The organism is Denitrificimonas caeni, from assembly GCF_905120345.1.
GTDB lineage: Bacteria > Pseudomonadota > Gammaproteobacteria > Pseudomonadales > Pseudomonadaceae > Denitrificimonas > Denitrificimonas caeni_A.
In genome coordinates, this window is sequence record NZ_CAJHOA010000006.1 from 14,506 (window position 1) to 32,320 (window position 17,815).

The window sequence follows — 17,815 nt, forward strand, 5'->3', positions numbered from 1 at the left end:
ATGTTAAACAACTCCTATCACAATAGCATCGCCGCCGCCCAGCCGAAGGCTAATAATGGCAAATTATAGTGAATAAAGGTCGGTACCACCGTATCCCAAATATGGCTGTGTTGGCCGTCCATATTTAAACCTGAGGTTGGACCCAGAGTTGAGTCGGAGGCTGGTGAACCGGCATCACCCAACGCACCGGCAGTACCGACAATACTGACAATGGCTAAAGGACTGAAACCCAGCTGCATGGCTAAGGGTACAAAAATCGCGGCGATGATTGGCACCGTGGAAAAGGATGAACCAATCCCCATGGTGATCAATAAGCCCACCAACAACATCAAAATGGCACCAATCGCTTTGCTATCGCCAATCCAGAATACCGATGAATCGACCAAGGTCTGGATTTGTCCAGTTTCACGCATCACTTCAGCAAAACCTGATGCGGCAATCATAATAAAACCGATCATGGCCATCATTTTCATGCCGTCGGTAAACAAATCATCGGTTTCTTTCCAGCGCACCACACCAGAGAGAGAAAACACCACAAAGCCAACTAACGCACCCATAATCATCGAGTCGAGCCATAGTTGCACGACAAAGGCGGCGATCACTGCAGCACCGGCAGCCAGTAAGCTTTTCGGGCTGTAGCTGTTGCTGGCTGAACCCACCTCGCCTGCGGCAACCTCGTGGTAGACACGCTTTTTGCGATAGCTGAACAACACCGCCACCAACAAGCCAAACAACATGCCCGCCGCTGGAATCACCATCGCCTGCATCACGCTTAAACCGCTGACATCAACGCCGCCTTTAGCCACGTTAGCCAGCAACACTTCTTTCAGGAAAATCCCGCCAAAACCGACGGGTAAAAACATATAGGGAGTAATCAAACCGAAAGTCAGTACACAAGCGATCAGACGACGATCCAACTGCAAACGCCCCATCACATAGAGTAAAGGCGGAACCAGCAACGGAATAAAAGCGATATGTATCGGCAAGATATTTTGCGAGGACACGGCCGCGACTAACAGCACCGCGATCAGCAACCACTTCACCATCTCGGTGCCTTTGCCTTGCTGACGGCCGACCATGCTGAGGATCTTTCCTGCCAAGGCATGCGCCACACCAGACTTGCTAATTGCTACGGCAAACGCACCCAGTAAGGCATACGACAGCGCTACCGTTGCGCCGCCACCCAAGCCTTTATTGAACGCTGCTAAGGTGCTTTCAATACCTAAGCCGCCCAGCAAGCCACCGACCACAGCGCCAATAATTAACGACACCACCACATGCACTCGTAGCAAACTCAGCAGTAGCATTAGCCCTACCGCGACAACAACTGCGTTCATAACCGCCCCAATCAGATTATAAATTTTTGCACAGGCAATGCTGCGCTGTACTTTTAAGCTGCGCAGTTTACACGGCTGAAACCAAGAATAAACCGTCGATTCGCTCTGCTGCTCGCCTAAAGCTCGCCTTGACGGAGCAACAGCCTGCTATTATGCGCAACTTTATTGCCTGATTGACTTGGAGCCAAGCATGCTCTCTATACCCTGGATCGAGCTGATTGCCGCCAGTTTAGGCGCACTCTCTGTGTATTGGATGACCCAACAAAAGCCTGCTGCGTGGCCGGTTGGCTTGCTGATGGTGCTGCTGTATGTCTGGATATTTTACGATGCACGGCTGTATTCAGAAATGCTGCTGCAGATTATTTATGTGGTGCTGCAAATCTATGGCTGGTGGCAGTGGTTACGTGGTGGTACGCAACAGCAAGGTCGTGTGGTCAGCAGTCTCAGCGCAACTGGCATCAACCAAGGATTACTGATCGGCGCCAGTATCACCCTTGCATTGGGCTTTAGCATGAGTCAATACACTGATGCCAACCTACCTTGGCTGGACGCGGCACTGACCGGTTTTAGTTTGGTCGCACAATACTGGATGGCGCAAAAACGTCTGCAGTGTTGGCTGCTGTGGATTGTCCTCGATATCATCTATGTCGGCATGTTTATCAGCGCAGAGCTGTACCTTACTGCCGTATTGTATTTACTGTTTACCGCCCTCGCCATCTATGGTTGGCTGCAATGGCGCGGCAACTTAAGGCTGGCAATATGAAAGTCGTGGTGTTAACTGGGCCTGAATCGGCGGGCAAAAGCACGCTGAGCCAAGCGCTGGCAGAGCGTTTTAATGCACCTTTAGTCAGCGAATATGTTCGTGAGTTTATCGAGCACGAGCAGCGTGAGACCTGCTACGCTGATATCAGCACGATCGCCGAGCAACAACTTAAACGCGAATTGGCGGCACGAGCGCAATGTCCACCCTTGTTATTACTCGACACGCATTTATTAAGTAATAAACTATGGAGTGAAACCCTGTTCAAAACCAGCCCAGCGTGGATTGAACAGGCGCTGCAAGCGCTGCATTACGATTTAATTGGTTTGCTCAGTCCAGACGGCCTACCGTGGCAAGCGGATGGACAACGTTGTCAACCTGAACTGGCCGAGCGCCAGCAGTTTCATCAGCAGCTTGAGCACTGGCTGCAGACGCACCAGCAGCCGGTGCTGCGACTCACGGGGACATGGCACGCTCGCTATCAACAGTTAGAGGCTGCTATTGAGCAACTATTAGACGATAATCGAGCAACACCAGCGAACAATCCTTTGACTGTAAAGAAGAGCATTAAACAATGACGAGCCCACACGCCCACGATCCGCTGCACGGTGTCACTTTAGCCGTTATCCTTAATCGCTTAGTGGAGCACTATGGCTGGGAAGCGCTGGCCGAACAGATTCCAGTCAATTGTTTTAAATCTGACCCGTCAGAAAAATCATCACTGAAATTTTTACGTAAAACCCAATGGGCTCGCGATAAAGTTGAAGCCTTGTATATCAGTACGTTTCCTTGAGCGACTGCCGTTATCTGGGGATAGCATAACGGCAAGCGCTGTAGTCTTTAAGTAGGATGTTGACTGACAATATGCGTTCCAGCTTGACCGGACAACAGTGCCAATGCCTCGGATAGGCGACCAATCGCACTAAAACCACCGCTTTCTGCAAAGCTGCAGGCGGCATTGATTTTCGGCCCCATGGAACCGGCAGGAAGATTCAAGGCATGACTTTCAGCGATGGTTAATGCACTTAGCGGCTTTGCCTCAGGCGTGCCAAAGCCTTGGTACACGGCATCGACATCAGTCAGCAGTAATAACGCATCAGCGCCTAATTGCTTCGCTAAAAATGCACTGGAGAAGTCTTTGTCGATGACAGCTTCAACACCTTGCAAACTATTATCGGCTTGGCGTATGACCGGAATACCACCGCCGCCGTTGCACACCACCACCACACCTTGAGCAACTAACAGCTTAATCACGTGCTCATCAGGAATATCGATAGGCTTGGGTGAGGCCACCACACGACGCCACTTATCACCGTCTTGCGCAATCTGCCAGCCCGCCTGTGCCGCGCGAGTTTCTGCTTCTTCTTGGCTGTATACCGGACCAATAAATTTAGTCGGTGTGGCAAAAGCTGGATCATCACGATCGACCACCACCTGAGTTAACAAAGTGGCAATTGAGCAACTGTGCTGCAGTGCATTTTCCATTTCTTGCTCAATCAAATAACCGATCATGCCCGCGGTTTGTGCACCGAGCACATCCAACGGATAGCTTTCGCCAGGGTTATACGCATCGTTCTGTAACGCCAGCAGACCGACCTGTGGCCCATTGCCATGAGTGATCACCAGTTGATGTCCCGCGCGAACAATTTCCGCTAAAGCGCATGCCGCCACTTTGACATTGTCACGCTGCACCTGAGCCGTCAGCGGCTGTCCGCGCTGTAATAACGCGTTTCCGCCTAATGCTGCAACCACTAACATAATTAACGTCCTAAAGTTGCGACCAACACTGCTTTGATGGTGTGCATACGGTTTTCGGCTTGATCAAACACAATCGATGCCGGGCTCTCAAACACCTCTTCGGTGACTTCCATGGCATCAATGCCAAAGGCTTCTTGCATCTCTTTACCCACAGTCGTATCGGTATTATGAAAGGCTGGAAGACAATGCATAAACTTCACCCGAGGATTACCAGCTTTTGCCATCAACTCGGCATTCACTTGGTAAGGCATTAACAGCTCAATGCGCTCCGCCCACTTTTCCTGTGGCTCACCCATCGACACCCAGACATCGGTATAGACAAAATCCACAGCCTTTACTGCCGCATCAAGATCATCTGTCAGCATAATCCGCGCACCAGTTTGCTCAGCAATCGCGCGCGCCTCATCCTGGATCCACTGTGCCGGCCAGCAGGCTTGGGGGGCACACAGACGCACATCCATGCCCATTTGTGCACCACCAATCAACAAGCTGTCGCCCATGTTATTGGACGCATCACCAATAAATACATAGGCTATTTCATGCAAAGGCTTGTCGCTGTGCTCTTGCATCGTCAGAAAGTCAGCCAAGATTTGCGTCGGGTGAAACTCATCGGTCAAGCCATTGTAAACCGGCACTCCGGCATACTCAGCCAGCTCATTGACAATCTCTTGACCAAAGCCACGGTACTCAATCGCATCATAAACGCGACCCAAAACGCGCGCAGTATCCTTAACCGACTCTTTATGGCCGATATGAGTGCCACTTGGGCCTAAATAGGTCACGCGCGCGCCTTGATCGTAGGCCGCCACTTCAAAACTGATACGCGTCCGCGTGGAGTCTTTCTCGAAAATCAACGCAATGTTTTTACCTTGCAGGCACTGCTGCTCGTTGCCTGCATACTTAGCTGCTTTAAGATCAGCAGATAACTTTAGTAAAAATTCGATTTCTTGAGGCGTGTAATCGCGCAACGTTAACAAGTTACGATTTTTAAGGTTAAAAGCCATGCATCTGCTCCTTAGTTAGCAGCGGGGTAAATAAATTGCAGCAAAAAAATTAAATATTAAACAGGATCACGCACGGTTGGACAGCTCATGCAGCGTCCACCACCACGTCCGCGTCCCAATTCAGCGCCCGGAATCGACAGTACTTCAATACCTGCAGCGGCTAATGCGGCATTGGTATCATCATTACGATCATAACCAATCACTACACCAGGGCTCAACGCCAAGACGTTATTGCCATCATTCCACTGTTCGCGCTCGCGTTCAGCGGGATGATCACCACCGGTGGCCACCACTTCTAACGCCGCATAGCCTAAAACTTCAGCTACCACATCAAACATATGTCGCGAGTCTTGGCTGAAGACATGCGACCTGCCGCTCGCATCCGGGCGCAGATCATAGCAAATCATTTCATCGGCGACCTCAGTAAATGCGGTGACAATATTATCACCACAGAAGGTAAACACCGTATCAAGGTGCATCGCCGCGCGAGATTTAGGCATTTGACAGGCAATCACCCGATCCACACTGTCCTTGGCAAACAAGGCTCGCGCCAGCTGCCCAACCGCTTGCGGTGAACTGCGCTCGCCCATACCAACGAGAACCGTACGATTGCCGATCGGCATAATATCGCCACCCTCTAAGGTGGCTAAACCAAAGTTTTGCAAGGGATCACCCCACAGCACGTCAACTTTGCCGGCAAACGTCGGGTGAAACTTATACACAGCAGCGGTGAGCAATGTTTCCGGCTTGCGTGCCGTCCAATACATAGGATTGAGAGTGACACCGCCATAAATCCAAGCACTGTTATCACGGGTAAATAAGAAGTTGGGCAGCGGTGGCAAAACAAAACCATAACGACCAAGGTGATTACCAAATAAACTCACCGGGTTAAACGGCAGATCACCGACTTCCAGCCCGCCAATTAAATACTCAGCCAATTGTGTCGCCGGTAACTCATCCATCCAGGCGCGCAACTCAGAAATCATGCCGACGCCAATTTCATTCCAAGTAATACGCTGATCGAGTACCCATTGACGCGCCGCAGCGATCTCTAAGGTTTGCGCCAGTAAGTCATGGATATCTAAGACTTCAATACCGCGCGCCTGCATGACACTGACAAACACATCATGGTCTTTTTGTGCTTGCTTGACCCAAAACACATCATCAAATAATAACGCATCACAATTTGAAGGGGTTAAACGACAATGCGCCAGCCCCGGGCGGCAAACAATCACCTGACGTAACGTACCGGTTTCAGAGTGCACACCTAAAGTTAATTCAGACATTATTCATTCCTTAAACAAGAAAAAACACCAATTGAGACAATTACAACAACGCACCGATGCTGATCACTACGCTAATAAACACCGTCAAAATCAATAGCAGTGGCCAAATAAATACCAGCCAGCGGTCATACGACACGCGGCCAATCGCCAAACCACCCAGTACCACGGCAAAGGTTGGATTCACCAAGTTGACTAAGCCATTAGCCGACTGGAATGCAGTCACCACCAGCGCACGATCAACATGGGCAAAGTCTGCTAAAGGCGCCAGAATTGGCATCGACAGTACCGCTAAACCGGATGACGACGGCACAAAGAAACTCATGCCCACTTCAATCCAAAACATCAGGTTAATAAACGCCAGCTCGGGCAAACCGCCCAAGGTGGTTTCCGCGCTGTGCAAAATGCTGTCGGCAATCATGCCCTGCTCCATAATCACCACAATGCCGCGGGCTAAACCGACCACCAAGGCAACGCCAAGTAAGTCGCGCGCACCATCAACAAAGCTTTCTGTCAGCCTTTTCTCACCCAGACGCGCGATCAGACCAATCACAATGGCTGAACCCATAAATAAGCCGCCCATTTGCGCCATCCACCAATCTTGTGATGACACACCCCAGATCATCACCATAAAGGTCAGCGCAAAAATAACTAAGGCGATGCTTTGTACGCCGGTCAGGGCCGACTTTTCCGCAGCCTCATCGTGTTCTTGTAAGAAGTAATCACGGTGTGCCTGCCATTGTTTCGCTACGACTGATCGTGTCGGATCATCTTTAACTCGCTTGGCGTAACGCATCACATAGACAGCGCAGATGATCAAGCCACCAATCAACAGCAGCAAACGCAAACCTAAGCCATCGGTAAATGGGATACTCGCCGCATTCGCCGCAATCACTGTGGCAAAAGGATTAATGGTTGAACCCAAGACACCGATACCGGCACCAACCATCACAATCGCCACCCCAGTGACGGCGTCATAGCCCGCGGAAATAATCACCGGAATCAAAATGGCATAAAACGCGAGGGTTTCCTCGGCCATCCCGTACGTCGTGCCGCCGAAAGCAAACAGCGTCATCAGGATTGGAATCATCCATAACTCTCGCCCCTCCAGCCGCCGCATGGCGCTACGAATCCCGGTATCAATCGCGCCAGTGGCATTCATCACCCCGAGGAAACCACCGAGAAACAACACAAATAAAGCCACATCTACGGCATTCGCGACATAACTGTCAGGATTATAAAATCCGGCAGTGGGTGCCAGCATGACATCGACAAATCCTTGCGGCTTAGCCTCAACAATCTGATAGGTGCCAGGCACCGCCACCTCGCGTCCAACCTCATCACTCATGACACGATCGTACTTACCTGCTGGAATAATCCAGGTTAAGGCAGCAACCAAAATAATCAGTAAAAAGAGAATGGTATACGCGGTGGGAAAGCGAGAACTTAATGTTTGCTCAATGTTTTGCTCGTCTGGTTGTTCTTTCTGACTAGCCATGTCGTGTACTCCTTAATGAGACTTTAGTCACAGGCTAGCCCAGCCCAACGATCTTTCATTGATCTTGGTCAATTTTTATCGGGATTATCGCAAGTCTTTATCGAAAATTTTGTCCGCGTGAAGATCAAGCATGTAAATCATTCTCAAGTGGAAAATATTTCACACAGATAGAATTGATTCTCATTAACGATAGGTTTAGGCTTTTCTGCACAGTTTTACCGTCATCTTCTCTCGCTCAAACAAGGACTATTGCATGTTAAAAATTAGCCATCTTGCTCTTGCCTGTTCTGTCGCCTTCTGTACCAGTCAAGCCTTTGCTAAAGAGTATCCCGTCGGTCAGCCCGTGTTAAAAAACGGTATGGAAATCGCTGGTGTCTATTTACAACCAGTGACCATGGATAACGGCAGTGGCCACACTCATCATCTTCCAGCGGTTGACGCCGACCTGCACCTTGAAGCTGATATCCACGCGACCGAAAACAACCGCAATGGTTTTGCCGAAGGCGACTGGATACCCTATTTAAGCATCAGCTATCAACTGCAAAAACTCGATGGCAAAAGCCCAGTACAAGAAGGCAGCTTTATGCCGATGGTTGCCAACGACGGTACCCACTACGGTGAGAACGTTAAAATGCAAGGTCCAGGTAAATACCGCGTCACCTACACCATTTCACCGCCATCAGAAAATCCAAAAGTAGATTTTGGCCGCCACATTGATAAAGAAACCGGCGTTGCCGAATGGTGGCAGACCTTTACTGTTTCTTGGGATTTTGTCTACGCCGGTATTGGTAAAAAAGGCGGCTATTAATCTTACTGTGCGCTGCCAGCAAGGTGTTTGATGTCGTCTTGCTGGCATATTTCAAGGAGACCCTGATGCGTTATCTTGGCGTTGCTTTACTGACTGCACTGCTGAGTTCCAGCGTCAGCGCGGCAGAAGCATTTACTGTACAACTGGAAATGAAAGACGGCGAGTTGATTCCCAACACGCTAACCGTGCCCGCTAATACGCGTATTCGTATTGAAGTCCACAACAGCGGTAGCAGTCCTGCCGAATTTGAAAGCACACAACTGCGCAAAGAAAAAGTTCTCGCGCCTGGCGCTAAATCAGTGGTGGTCATCGCCCGCTTACGCCCAGGGCAATACAGCTTTTTTGACGATTTTCATCTAGATCATCCCCGCGGATTGGTTATCGCAGAGTAAATTATGGCTCAAACATTATTTGTCGTCTGGCGTGAGGCAATGGAGGCGTTGCTGGTCATTGGTATTTTATATGCCTGGTTAAGCAGCTTCCCGGAAGGACAACAAGGCAAGCGTTACCTGTTATTCGGCGTGTTATTGGGCAGTCTGATGGCGGTCTTTTTAGCCGCGAGTATTTACGGTTTATCCAGCCTTCTATCGGGCGACAGCTATGATTTATTTTTAATTGCCATGCAGCTGCTGGCCGCCGTACTAATAGTACAGATGGTGTATTGGATGAACCAACACGGCCGCCATCTTAGACAGCATCTGGAAAACGGCCTTAGCCAGCAGGTCAGTCAAGCCAACTGGCTCGGCGTGACTTTTATTACTGCGATTGCAATTGCGCGCGAAGGCAGTGAAATTGTAGTATTTTTATCCAGCACGATTTTCAGCTTAACCAGCGCGACTCTGCTGCCGTTTATACTGACCTGTGTGCTGGGTTTAGTCTTGGCTTTTATCACCTTCTATATCTTTCAAGCCAGCCAACGCTGGTTGGCTTGGCCGGTGTTTTTCAAAGTCACCAGCGCTATTTTATTATTCCTCGGCGCATCGCTGTTTCTTAAAGGCATGGAAGGCGCGTTTGAGTTCAGCCTTAATTATGACTGGAACATACCAGACTTCTTGCTCGACCCGGCGTGGGATATTTCTGCGCTACTGGATGATTCCAGTCCACTCGGCAGTTTACTAGCGTCCTTATTTGCTTATCGCGCCATGCCCGCCTGGTTTAGCGTGCTCAGCTTTGCCCTGTATTGGCTGGCTGTTTATCTATTATTTAAAGTGATCAAACCGCGCATGGATAGCACTGCAAAACCACAGACACAACACTATGTGTAAGGCTCAGCATGCAAAGTAAAAGCTCTCGCTATATCGCCTATGCCGGTTATTGGTTACGCGATCACCGCAAAGTTATTTTAGCCATTCAGTGGTTCATTGTGCTGTTCTATGCCGCGCTGATCATCATCCCCTGCTTCTATCCGGTACCGGATAACGACGCACGCCTACTTAACAACCTCACGGTGTTTGCGCAGTTTTGCTTCTGGGGTATTTGGTGGCCGTTTGTACTGCTATCGATGGTGTTCTTGGGACGTTTTTGGTGCGGGGTAATGTGTCCAGAAGGCGCGCTAACTGAATGGGCCTCGAATAGAGGCTTAGGCCGGCCGATTCCAAAATGGATGCGTTGGGGCGGCTGGCCGTTTACCGCGTTTGCTTTGACTACTATTTACGGGCAGTTGGTCAGTGTCTATCAATACCCTTGGGCGGTACTGCTGGTACTCGGCGGCTCCACCGTCGCAGCGATAGTAGTGGGCTTTTTATACGCGAAAAACAAACGCGCGTGGTGCAACTACCTGTGCCCGGTTAACGGCGTGTTTGCTTTACTGTCGAAATTGGCGCCGGTGTATTACAAAGTCGACAAATTCGCTTGGGATGAGAATCGCCAGTACGAGAAAGATAACCTGATCAAAGTCGTACAAGTCAATTGCGCGCCTTTGCAACCCTTACGCAGCATGCAAGGCAGCAGTGGTTGCCATATGTGCGGACGTTGCAGCGGTCATCACAATGCGATTGATTTGAGCTTTCGCTCACCGACCGATGAAGTAGTACGCCTCGGCGCCAGCCAAGCAACCTTTTGGCAAATGGCTTTAATTCTGTATGGCTTACTCGGCATCGCGATCGGCGCCTTTCACTGGAGCATGAGCCCATGGTTTATCCAATACAAACTGAGCTTGGCTGAGTTTTTTATCGACCATGATATCTGGTGGATCCTCGACAACAATGCGCCTTGGTTTTTGCTAACCCACTATCCTGAAAATAATGATGTCTTTTCTTGGTTGGATGGCTTGTGCATTCTCACTTATATTCTCGGCACTGCAGCGCTAATGGGCACAGCGCTGCTGGCTTGTTTAACTGCTGCCACCGCCATTGCTGGACCGGTTAGTCGCCAGCGTCTTTACCATCTTGCCCAAGCCTTTATTCCGATTGCTGGGGCTGGGGTGTTTCTGGGTTTATCAGCGACCACTTTGTCGTTAATTAAACACGAAGGCATCAATACTTGGTGGGCCAACGATGTGCGCTTGCTGCTACTGGTGATCGCCAGTCTGGCAGTCGCTTGGTTGGGCTTTAGGATCTTACAATTGTGGACGTCTGGCTGGCGTTTAGTGCTGTCCTTCACTGCTGTTTTAGCGGCTCTGGCAGTGGTCAATAGCGCCTGGGGACTGATGTTCTGGTGGTGGTAAAGTGCTTGCACACAACTCAAGCGCAAGCACTGCGAAAAACATCATTATAGAGTTGTACAGTCAAAGTATTCACTGGCTTACCTAGTAGGTATATATAAATAACAAGGGGGATATAAATGGATTTATTGCATGGCATCGTTTTAATTACGTTGATACATCTTTTGGCGGCAGCATCACCAGGACCAGATTTTGTGCTGGTCACACAACAAACGTTGGCGAGAGGTAAAAAGAGCGGTTTCTTGTGCAGCCTTGGTATTGCGCTTGGCTTATCGATTCATATCATCTATTCATCATTTGGGCTGGCCGCGATTATTGCCAACTCTACAAGCGGATTATGGATTATCAAAATACTAGGTGGGACCTACCTGCTGTACTTGGGCTACAAAGGGTTGCGCTCAAAACCTCAAAACGCAGCAGATGCTGAGTCGCGTATCGCGAGTCGTGAATCATGGATGAAAACGATAAGCATGGGTTTTTGGTGCAATGTTCTTAACCCTAAAGCGCCAATTTATTTTGTTGCTCTGTTCACGGTTGTGCTTTCACCTGACATGCCTTTGTATCAATTGGCCATTTATGGCATCTGGATCATGCTGGTGCAGTTTTTTTGGTTTTCATTGGTGGTTATGTTTTTATCTCAACCCGCAATTAATGCTCAGTTTAAAAAGCTGGGGCATTGGATTGACCGTCTATTTGGCGGAGCAATGGTATTGCTGGGGCTAAAAGTCTTGAGTACGAAAATAAACTAACCCCCGCCTGCAGGTAGCTGAAACGCTGTAGCTGCTCAGCTCATGTCCTTGGTATTAGGTTGCAGCACACACTCATCATTGCTTTTATGAGTCGATGGACACGCGGGGAAGCTGGATCTCAAAAATCATTTTCTCAGCCGCGCTTTTTGCCGTAATCGTGCCGCCATGTGCAGCAATGATCGACTTCACAATGGCTAAGCCTAAACCGGCCCCATCGCCTTTACGTTGGCGTGAAGGATCGGCCCGATAAAAGCGATCAAATAATTTCGGTAGATGCTTAGGATTGATGGTTAATCCAGGGTTTTCAACTCGAATTATCACTGTAGCGTCGTTGTTCATCACTAGACTCACTGTGACTGCCTGCCCGGCTGAAGTATAACGTATGGCATTGGATAAAAGATTACTCAGTGCGCGGCGAATCATCAGTCTATCGCCCTGAACATACACGACTGGACCTTGACACAGCAAGGAGACGGAGCGCTCCTCAGCCCACGCCTCGAAGTAATCAAAGAGCATCTGCACTTCAGTGCGCACGTTGACTTCAATCCGCTCCGCTTGCAACTGATTATTATCGGCCTGAGCCAAAAACAGCATATCGCCGACCATTTTGGCCATACGCTCATATTCTTCCAAATTCGAATACAAGATTTCTTGATACTGCTCGGCATCACGCGGTTGCGACAGAGCCACTTCAGTTTGCGTGCGCAGATTAGTTATCGGGGTACGCAACTCGTGGGCGATATCAGCAGAAAAATTTGACAGACGCTGAAAACCTTCTTCGATTCGATCGAGCATGTCGTTAAATGATACGGCGAGTTCGGTTAATTCGACCGGAACCGTGTTCGGTGCCAATCGAATAGACAGTCGATCGGATTTAATTCGACGGATTTCTGCACTGATACGACGCAGAGGTGCATGACCTTGATAAACCGCAAACCATGTTGCCAAAATAGCAACCAAGCAAGCGGCCAAGGTAATCAGCTGTAAGTAAGTACGAAAACTGTCAAGGTAGTGCAGATGAAAACCAATATCTGTCGCAACCGCTAAGGTTAAGGGCTTGTCATCCAGAACGCCCGCTGGCATTAATTGCACAGCAGCACCTCGGTAGGTCTGCCCCTTGTCCTGCCACATTTTTACCCTACCAATATTGATTGTATCTGCCGAAGGAGTCAGTCGCGTAAAGCCATCAAGACCTGTAGTAACCGTCGCGTAAATCACTTTTCCGTTAGAGTCGGATAGCTGAAACTGAGCATTGTGATGTCCAGAAATCGCACCCGCCAATCGACGTTTAATCTCGGCAGTTGTAGCGCCTGGCAATGGCTCGGCAAGTGACTGGGTAACAGCCTGCACCAGCGCATTCAGCTCATCAACATCCTGTTGGATAAAATGGGTATCAATCGAACGCTCGATTATCCAGCCAACGCTCAGAAGCACCAGAATGATGACCGCACCGATGGATAGAGTTAGGCGCAGTACTAGCGATGCAGGGCGAGGTGTCACCCGTCAAGCCTCACTACTGACGTCAAGCATATAACCCATGCCACGCACCGTATGAATAAGCTTGGGCTCAAAGTCATCATCAATTTTGGCACGCAGACGCCGAATCGCCACATCGATAACATTAGTATCGCTATCAAAATTCATATCCCAAACCTGCGATGCAATTAAAGACCGTGGCAACACCTCACCTTGGCGACGCACCAACAACTCCAACAGGGTAAATTCTTTATTGGTCAGATTAATGCGCACAGCGTGCCGTTGGGCGCGCCGTCGCGGAAGATCCAAAACAAGATCGGCAACCTGTAACTGGTCATGCAAAACAGGCGTGCTACCCCGGCGCAGTAACGTCCGCACACGTGCCAGCAATTCTGAGAAAGCAAACGGTTTAATCAAATAATCATCAGCACCGAGCTCCAAACCCTTTACGCGGTCTTCGACGCTATCGCGTGCGGTCAAGAACAATACCGGTGTCGTCGCTTTCGCTTCGCGCAGCGCTTGCACAATACGCCAACCATCAACATCTGGCAGCATCACATCCAAGATAATCAGATCATAGTGCTCTGTCAGCGCGAGGTGGTGTCCGTCGAGTCCAGTGTGGGCCAGATCCACGACAAAACCTGACTCCGACAAGCCTTGGCGTAGATACTCACCTGTTTTCAGCTCATCTTCAACCACTAGCAGTTTCATAGGTGCGCCCCGCGAATTCGTTCTATTTATGTCCATGAGAGATCATTAGCCTGCCTTGTCCGAGCAGGATAAAACCACTCTAACCGAGTTGTACTGTCGTGATCATGACCTATTCATTACAAAACTGTAATGTTCGTGTCATCTGACCGACAGTAACGCTGGGTTAAAGTGGCTCTATCAATTGAAGTGCAGTATGCACGGCCATTTATTTTACTGTTGCCGAGGTAGTCATGATCAAAAAAACATTATCAATACTTATTTTAAGTACCCTCTCCACCTTAGTCCTCGCTGCAGGCCAACACGCAGGGGATCACCATGCGCACGGCATGCCAGAGCATGACATGAGCACGATGTCGCACGCTGCGTCTTTTTATGGTCAGCCCGGTGAAGTGGCGCAAGTGAGTCGCACAATCGAAGTGCGTATGGATGACAATATGCGTTTTACGCCGGACAAAATCGACGTAAAAGCCGGCGAAACCGTACGCTTTCGCATTATAAACTCAGGCCAAATCCCTCATGAAATGGTAATCGGCTCATTAGATGAACTCAAGGCGCATGCTGCCGAGATGCTAAAAACGCCCGACATGCAGCACTCAGAACCTAACATGATCACCCTTGATGCTGGCCAACACGGTGAGCTGATCTGGCAATTCGACAAAGCCACAAAAGTGGATTTTGCCTGTTTGATTCCAGGTCATACGGAAGCCGGCATGGTGGGCAAGATACATGTTAAATAAGCTGTATTAAACACAGCTGTGTCGTCCGAGCAACGCCACCTTGCACCCTATATTTAAGCGAGTAAAAAGTAAGTGAGGATAATCAAGATGGCAGCATCGGTAAAAAAAACAGCGGTAATCATCAGCGCGCTTGGTGTTTTGCTGCTTGGGGCCAGCGTATTGATCTATGGATCGTCGCAGCGGTCACAGCTCTCTTATATTAATCCATCCGATAAACAGCTCGTAGCCAGCGGTAAACACCTCTATGCTAAAAACTGCGCATCCTGTCATGGTGCCAAGTTAGAGGGACAGCCTGATTGGCGAATACGCAAAAGCAATGGCCGCTTACCCGCACCACCGCATGATCAGAGCGGGCACACCTGGCATCATGCCGATGCTGTTTTAATTGATATTACCAAAAACGGTTTAGTGCCTGGTGTGACAGCGCCAGATGGCTATGTCAGTGATATGCCAGCCTATAACCAGTTACTAAGCAATCATGACATCCGGGCGGTTCTTGCTTATATTAAGAGTTCTTGGCCACAGCATGTGTTAGCGACTCAGAAGGATATCAGCCAACGACAAGAGTAAGGTCTTGGGCATGTTGTTCTTCTATTTGCCTCTAAAATAGGATGTAAACAGCATGACTGAGCACAACGTAAAACCTCATGACCATCAGCAGCATCAGGCGGCGCCCTCTCTGTCCGCAACCACTGAATTAAAGGATCCTGTTTGCGGGATGACGGTAACAGCAGACTCGCCGCACCATCTTCAACACCTAGGCCATGCTTACTATTTTTGCAGCGCTAAATGTCACAGCAAATTTAAGGAGCATCCAGAGAAGTACAGCAACCCAAGCACACCTGCTGAGCAACCGTTGAATGAGCTTGCATCTGCTACGAGCTACACCTGTCCAATGCACCCCGAGATTCAGCAGGATCATCCAGGCAGCTGTCCTAAATGTGGTATGGCGCTTGAGCCGCTGATGCCAAGTTTGGAGGATGACGATAACTCAGAGTTCAAAGACTTCACTCGACGATTCTGGTGGACACTACCATTAACGCTTATCGTCGCCACTCTCGCCATGTTCGGCCATCAACTTAGCTTGTTCAACATAACCACGCAAACATGGATCGAGCTGGTTTTTTCACTGCCCGTCGTGCTTTGGGCTGGACAGCCGTTTTTCATCCGCGGTTGGCAGTCACTCATGAACCGCAGCCCCAATATGTGGACGCTGATCAGCCTAGGAACAGGCGCTGCATTTATTTACAGCGTTGTCGCAACTCTTGCCCCTGGTGTGTTCCCAGAGACTTTTATGTCGATGGGACGGATTGCGGTTTATTTTGAAGCCTCAGTGGTTATTATCTCGCTGACATTATTCGGGCAAATGCTTGAGCTACGCGCCCGCTCGCAAACTTCAACGGCGATCAAAGCATTGCTCGGCCTCGCCCCGAAGACAGCCCGCCGGATTAATGCTGATGGCACAGAGGAAGATATACCTTTAACGCATGTTCATGAGGGCGATCAATTACGCGTACGTCCCGGCGAAAAAGTACCTGTTGATGGTGTAGTCGAAGAAGGCTCCAGCTCGCTTGATGAGTCAATGTTGACTGGCGAACCTTTGCCCGTCAGTAAACGACCTGGTGATAAGGTGATTGGCGCCACCATGAATACCTCCGGCGCACTGATAATACGTGCGGAGAAAGTCGGCTCGGCAACGGTATTGGCGCAAATTGTACAGCTTGTCGCCCAAGCTCAACGCTCGCGCGCACCCATGCAGCGTATGGCCGATCTGGTCGCGGGCTACTTTGTGATGACGGTGGTGTTGATCGCGGTACTGACATTTTTTGTCTGGGGATTTTTGGGTCCGCAACCGAGTTGGGTCTATGGCCTTATTAATGCCGTTTCGGTATTAATTATCGCCTGCCCTTGCGCACTTGGTCTCGCCACCCCGATGTCGATTATGGTGGCAACAGGACGTGGCGCAAGCCAAGGTGTCTTGTTTAGTGACGCTGCTGCCATTGAAAACCTGCGCAAGGTCGACACATTGATCGTTGATAAAACCGGAACGCTAACCGAGGGGCGACCCACTTTTAATAAAGCGCTGCCGGTAGAAGGTGGCAGTGCCGATGAAGTATTACGTCTCGCCGCAAGCCTTGATCAGGGCAGCGAACACCCACTGGCAGAAGCCATTGTCAATGCTGCACGTGAACGCGGTCTAACTCTGAGCGCTGTTAATGATTTTGAATCTGGCAGCGGCATCGGTGTGCGTGGCATGGTCGATACAACTAAGCTGGTCTTAGGCAATACGGCCTTAATGCAGCAAGAAAATATCAGTATTGATACCTTGTCAACTAGCGCAGATGCACTGCGCAGCGAGGGTGCTAGCGTTATGTACTTGGCGAGCGAAGGTCAATTAGTTGGCTTGCTGGCGGTATCAGATCCAATCAAGTCAAGCACTTCAGAAGCGGTCAACGATCTGAAAGCCGCAGGGATTCGCGTGATTATGGCAACCGGCGACGGCCTCGCTACCGCCAAAGCAGTTGCTAAACAACTGGGTATTGATGAGGTACACGGTGACGTTAAGCCCGCTGACAAGCTTGATTTGGTCAGCAAGCTGCAAGCAGAAGGCCGGATTGTCGCTATGGCAGGTGATGGCATCAACGACGCTCCAGCGCTGGCCAAAGCGGATGTTGGCATTGCCATGGGAACCGGTACCGACGTAGCAATGAGTAGTGCGCAGGTCACCCTAGTCAAAGGTGATTTACGCGGTATTTCCATTGCCCGTCACCTTTCAGATTTAACCGTGGCCAATATGAAACAGAATCTGGGCTTTGCCTTCGTTTATAACGCTCTTGGTATACCTCTGGCTGCTGGCGTTCTCTATCCGTTTGTGGGGCTATTACTCTCGCCAATGTTTGCCGCACTGGCGATGAGCTTAAGCTCTGCTTCGGTGGTGTTTAACGCACTACGACTGAGAAAATCAGGATAAGAACCTAGTTTTCTTTAGCGTTTTTCAGGTCAGATACCCGCTCCGCAGAAACAGGTCAGAG

At 49.7% G+C, this 17,815-nt stretch carries 18 protein-coding genes; 11 read left to right on the forward strand and 7 right to left on the reverse strand.

Annotated elements, in window-relative coordinates:
* Positions 1 to 17: 17 nt before the first annotated feature.
* Positions 18 to 1,337, reverse strand: a complete 1,320-nt coding sequence (locus JYJ62_RS11505) for a Na+/H+ antiporter family protein (RefSeq protein WP_205342373.1) — start codon at positions 1,335 to 1,337, stop codon at positions 18 to 20.
* A gap of 190 nt (positions 1,338 to 1,527) precedes the next feature.
* Between JYJ62_RS11505 and pnuC the strand changes: the two genes are divergently transcribed.
* From pnuC to JYJ62_RS11520, 3 genes are read left to right on the forward strand one after another with little or no spacing between them, the layout of a single operon-like run.
* Positions 1,528 to 2,100, forward strand: a complete 573-nt coding sequence (gene pnuC, locus JYJ62_RS11510; RefSeq protein ID WP_420042845.1) for a nicotinamide riboside transporter PnuC — start codon at positions 1,528 to 1,530, stop codon at positions 2,098 to 2,100.
* Positions 2,097 to 2,675 carry an AAA family ATPase gene (locus JYJ62_RS11515; protein ID WP_205342374.1) on the forward strand — a complete coding sequence of 193 codons (579 nt, stop codon included), beginning with the start codon at positions 2,097 to 2,099 and terminating at the stop codon, positions 2,673 to 2,675. Before pnuC ends, JYJ62_RS11515 begins: the two co-directional genes overlap by 4 nt.
* The gene (locus JYJ62_RS11520) at positions 2,672 to 2,890 is read left to right on the forward strand and encodes a VF530 family DNA-binding protein (protein WP_205342375.1); all 219 of its coding nucleotides are present in this window, start codon (positions 2,672 to 2,674) and stop codon (positions 2,888 to 2,890) included. Before JYJ62_RS11515 ends, JYJ62_RS11520 begins: the two co-directional genes overlap by 4 nt.
* A 47-nt stretch (positions 2,891 to 2,937) precedes the next feature.
* Here JYJ62_RS11520 and arcC read toward each other — a convergent pair whose 3' ends face one another.
* Genes arcC through JYJ62_RS11540 form a run of 4 tightly spaced genes read right to left on the reverse strand, consistent with a single transcriptional unit; the run spans position 2,938 to position 7,640 of the window.
* On the reverse strand, positions 2,938 to 3,855 hold the full coding sequence (gene arcC / locus JYJ62_RS11525) for a carbamate kinase (protein ID WP_205342376.1): 918 nt from the start codon (positions 3,853 to 3,855) through the stop codon (positions 2,938 to 2,940).
* Positions 3,856 to 3,857: 2 nt separating this feature from the next.
* Positions 3,858 to 4,859 (reverse strand): ornithine carbamoyltransferase, encoded by a 1,002-nt coding sequence (locus JYJ62_RS11530; protein ID WP_205342377.1) that lies wholly within the window; start codon positions 4,857 to 4,859, stop codon positions 3,858 to 3,860.
* Positions 4,860 to 4,915: 56 nt separating this feature from the next.
* Complete coding sequence (locus tag JYJ62_RS11535; protein WP_205342378.1) at positions 4,916 to 6,145, reverse strand: arginine deiminase; 1,230 nt, start codon at positions 6,143 to 6,145, stop codon at positions 4,916 to 4,918.
* A gap of 40 nt (positions 6,146 to 6,185) precedes the next feature.
* Complete coding sequence (locus tag JYJ62_RS11540; RefSeq protein WP_205342379.1) at positions 6,186 to 7,640, reverse strand: YfcC family protein; 1,455 nt, start codon at positions 7,638 to 7,640, stop codon at positions 6,186 to 6,188.
* Between the two features lie 253 nt (positions 7,641 to 7,893).
* Here JYJ62_RS11540 and JYJ62_RS11545 point away from each other — a divergent pair, with 253 nt between their 5' ends.
* The 5 genes from JYJ62_RS11545 to JYJ62_RS11565 all read left to right on the forward strand — a co-directional run bounded on the left by JYJ62_RS11545 (position 7,894) and on the right by JYJ62_RS11565 (position 11,859).
* Positions 7,894 to 8,448 (forward strand): iron transporter, encoded by a 555-nt coding sequence (locus JYJ62_RS11545; protein ID WP_205342380.1) that lies wholly within the window; start codon positions 7,894 to 7,896, stop codon positions 8,446 to 8,448.
* A gap of 65 nt (positions 8,449 to 8,513) precedes the next feature.
* On the forward strand, positions 8,514 to 8,840 hold the full coding sequence (locus tag JYJ62_RS11550) for a cupredoxin domain-containing protein (RefSeq protein ID WP_205342381.1): 327 nt from the start codon (positions 8,514 to 8,516) through the stop codon (positions 8,838 to 8,840).
* Positions 8,841 to 8,843: 3 nt separating this feature from the next.
* Positions 8,844 to 9,713: an FTR1 family iron permease gene (locus JYJ62_RS11555; protein ID WP_205342382.1), complete on the forward strand. Its 870-nt coding sequence runs from the start codon at positions 8,844 to 8,846 to the stop codon at positions 9,711 to 9,713.
* An 8-nt stretch (positions 9,714 to 9,721) separates the two neighbouring features.
* On the forward strand, positions 9,722 to 11,113 hold the full coding sequence (locus JYJ62_RS11560; RefSeq protein WP_205342383.1) for a 4Fe-4S binding protein: 1,392 nt from the start codon (positions 9,722 to 9,724) through the stop codon (positions 11,111 to 11,113).
* Positions 11,114 to 11,229: 116 nt separating this feature from the next.
* Positions 11,230 to 11,859, forward strand: coding sequence for a LysE family translocator (locus tag JYJ62_RS11565; protein ID WP_205342384.1), 630 nt, complete (start codon positions 11,230 to 11,232; stop codon positions 11,857 to 11,859).
* Between the two features lie 84 nt (positions 11,860 to 11,943).
* Here JYJ62_RS11565 and JYJ62_RS11570 read toward each other — a convergent pair whose 3' ends face one another.
* Both JYJ62_RS11570 and JYJ62_RS11575 read right to left on the reverse strand, forming a co-directional pair.
* On the reverse strand, positions 11,944 to 13,359 hold the full coding sequence (locus JYJ62_RS11570; protein ID WP_205342385.1) for a Cu(+)/Ag(+) sensor histidine kinase: 1,416 nt from the start codon (positions 13,357 to 13,359) through the stop codon (positions 11,944 to 11,946).
* Between the two features lie 3 nt (positions 13,360 to 13,362).
* Positions 13,363 to 14,046: a heavy metal response regulator transcription factor gene (locus JYJ62_RS11575; RefSeq protein WP_205342386.1), complete on the reverse strand. Its 684-nt coding sequence runs from the start codon at positions 14,044 to 14,046 to the stop codon at positions 13,363 to 13,365.
* A 230-nt stretch (positions 14,047 to 14,276) separates the two neighbouring features.
* Between JYJ62_RS11575 and JYJ62_RS11580 the strand changes: the two genes are divergently transcribed.
* The 3 genes from JYJ62_RS11580 to JYJ62_RS11590 all read left to right on the forward strand — a co-directional run bounded on the left by JYJ62_RS11580 (position 14,277) and on the right by JYJ62_RS11590 (position 17,754).
* Positions 14,277 to 14,783, forward strand: a complete 507-nt coding sequence (locus JYJ62_RS11580; protein ID WP_232365776.1) for a cupredoxin domain-containing protein — start codon at positions 14,277 to 14,279, stop codon at positions 14,781 to 14,783.
* 87 nt (positions 14,784 to 14,870) lie between these two features.
* Positions 14,871 to 15,353 carry a c-type cytochrome gene (locus JYJ62_RS11585; RefSeq protein WP_205342387.1) on the forward strand — a complete coding sequence of 161 codons (483 nt, stop codon included), beginning with the start codon at positions 14,871 to 14,873 and terminating at the stop codon, positions 15,351 to 15,353.
* Positions 15,354 to 15,405: 52 nt separating this feature from the next.
* On the forward strand, positions 15,406 to 17,754 hold the full coding sequence (locus JYJ62_RS11590; protein WP_205342388.1) for a heavy metal translocating P-type ATPase: 2,349 nt from the start codon (positions 15,406 to 15,408) through the stop codon (positions 17,752 to 17,754).
* The last annotated feature ends 61 nt before the right edge of the window (positions 17,755 to 17,815 follow it).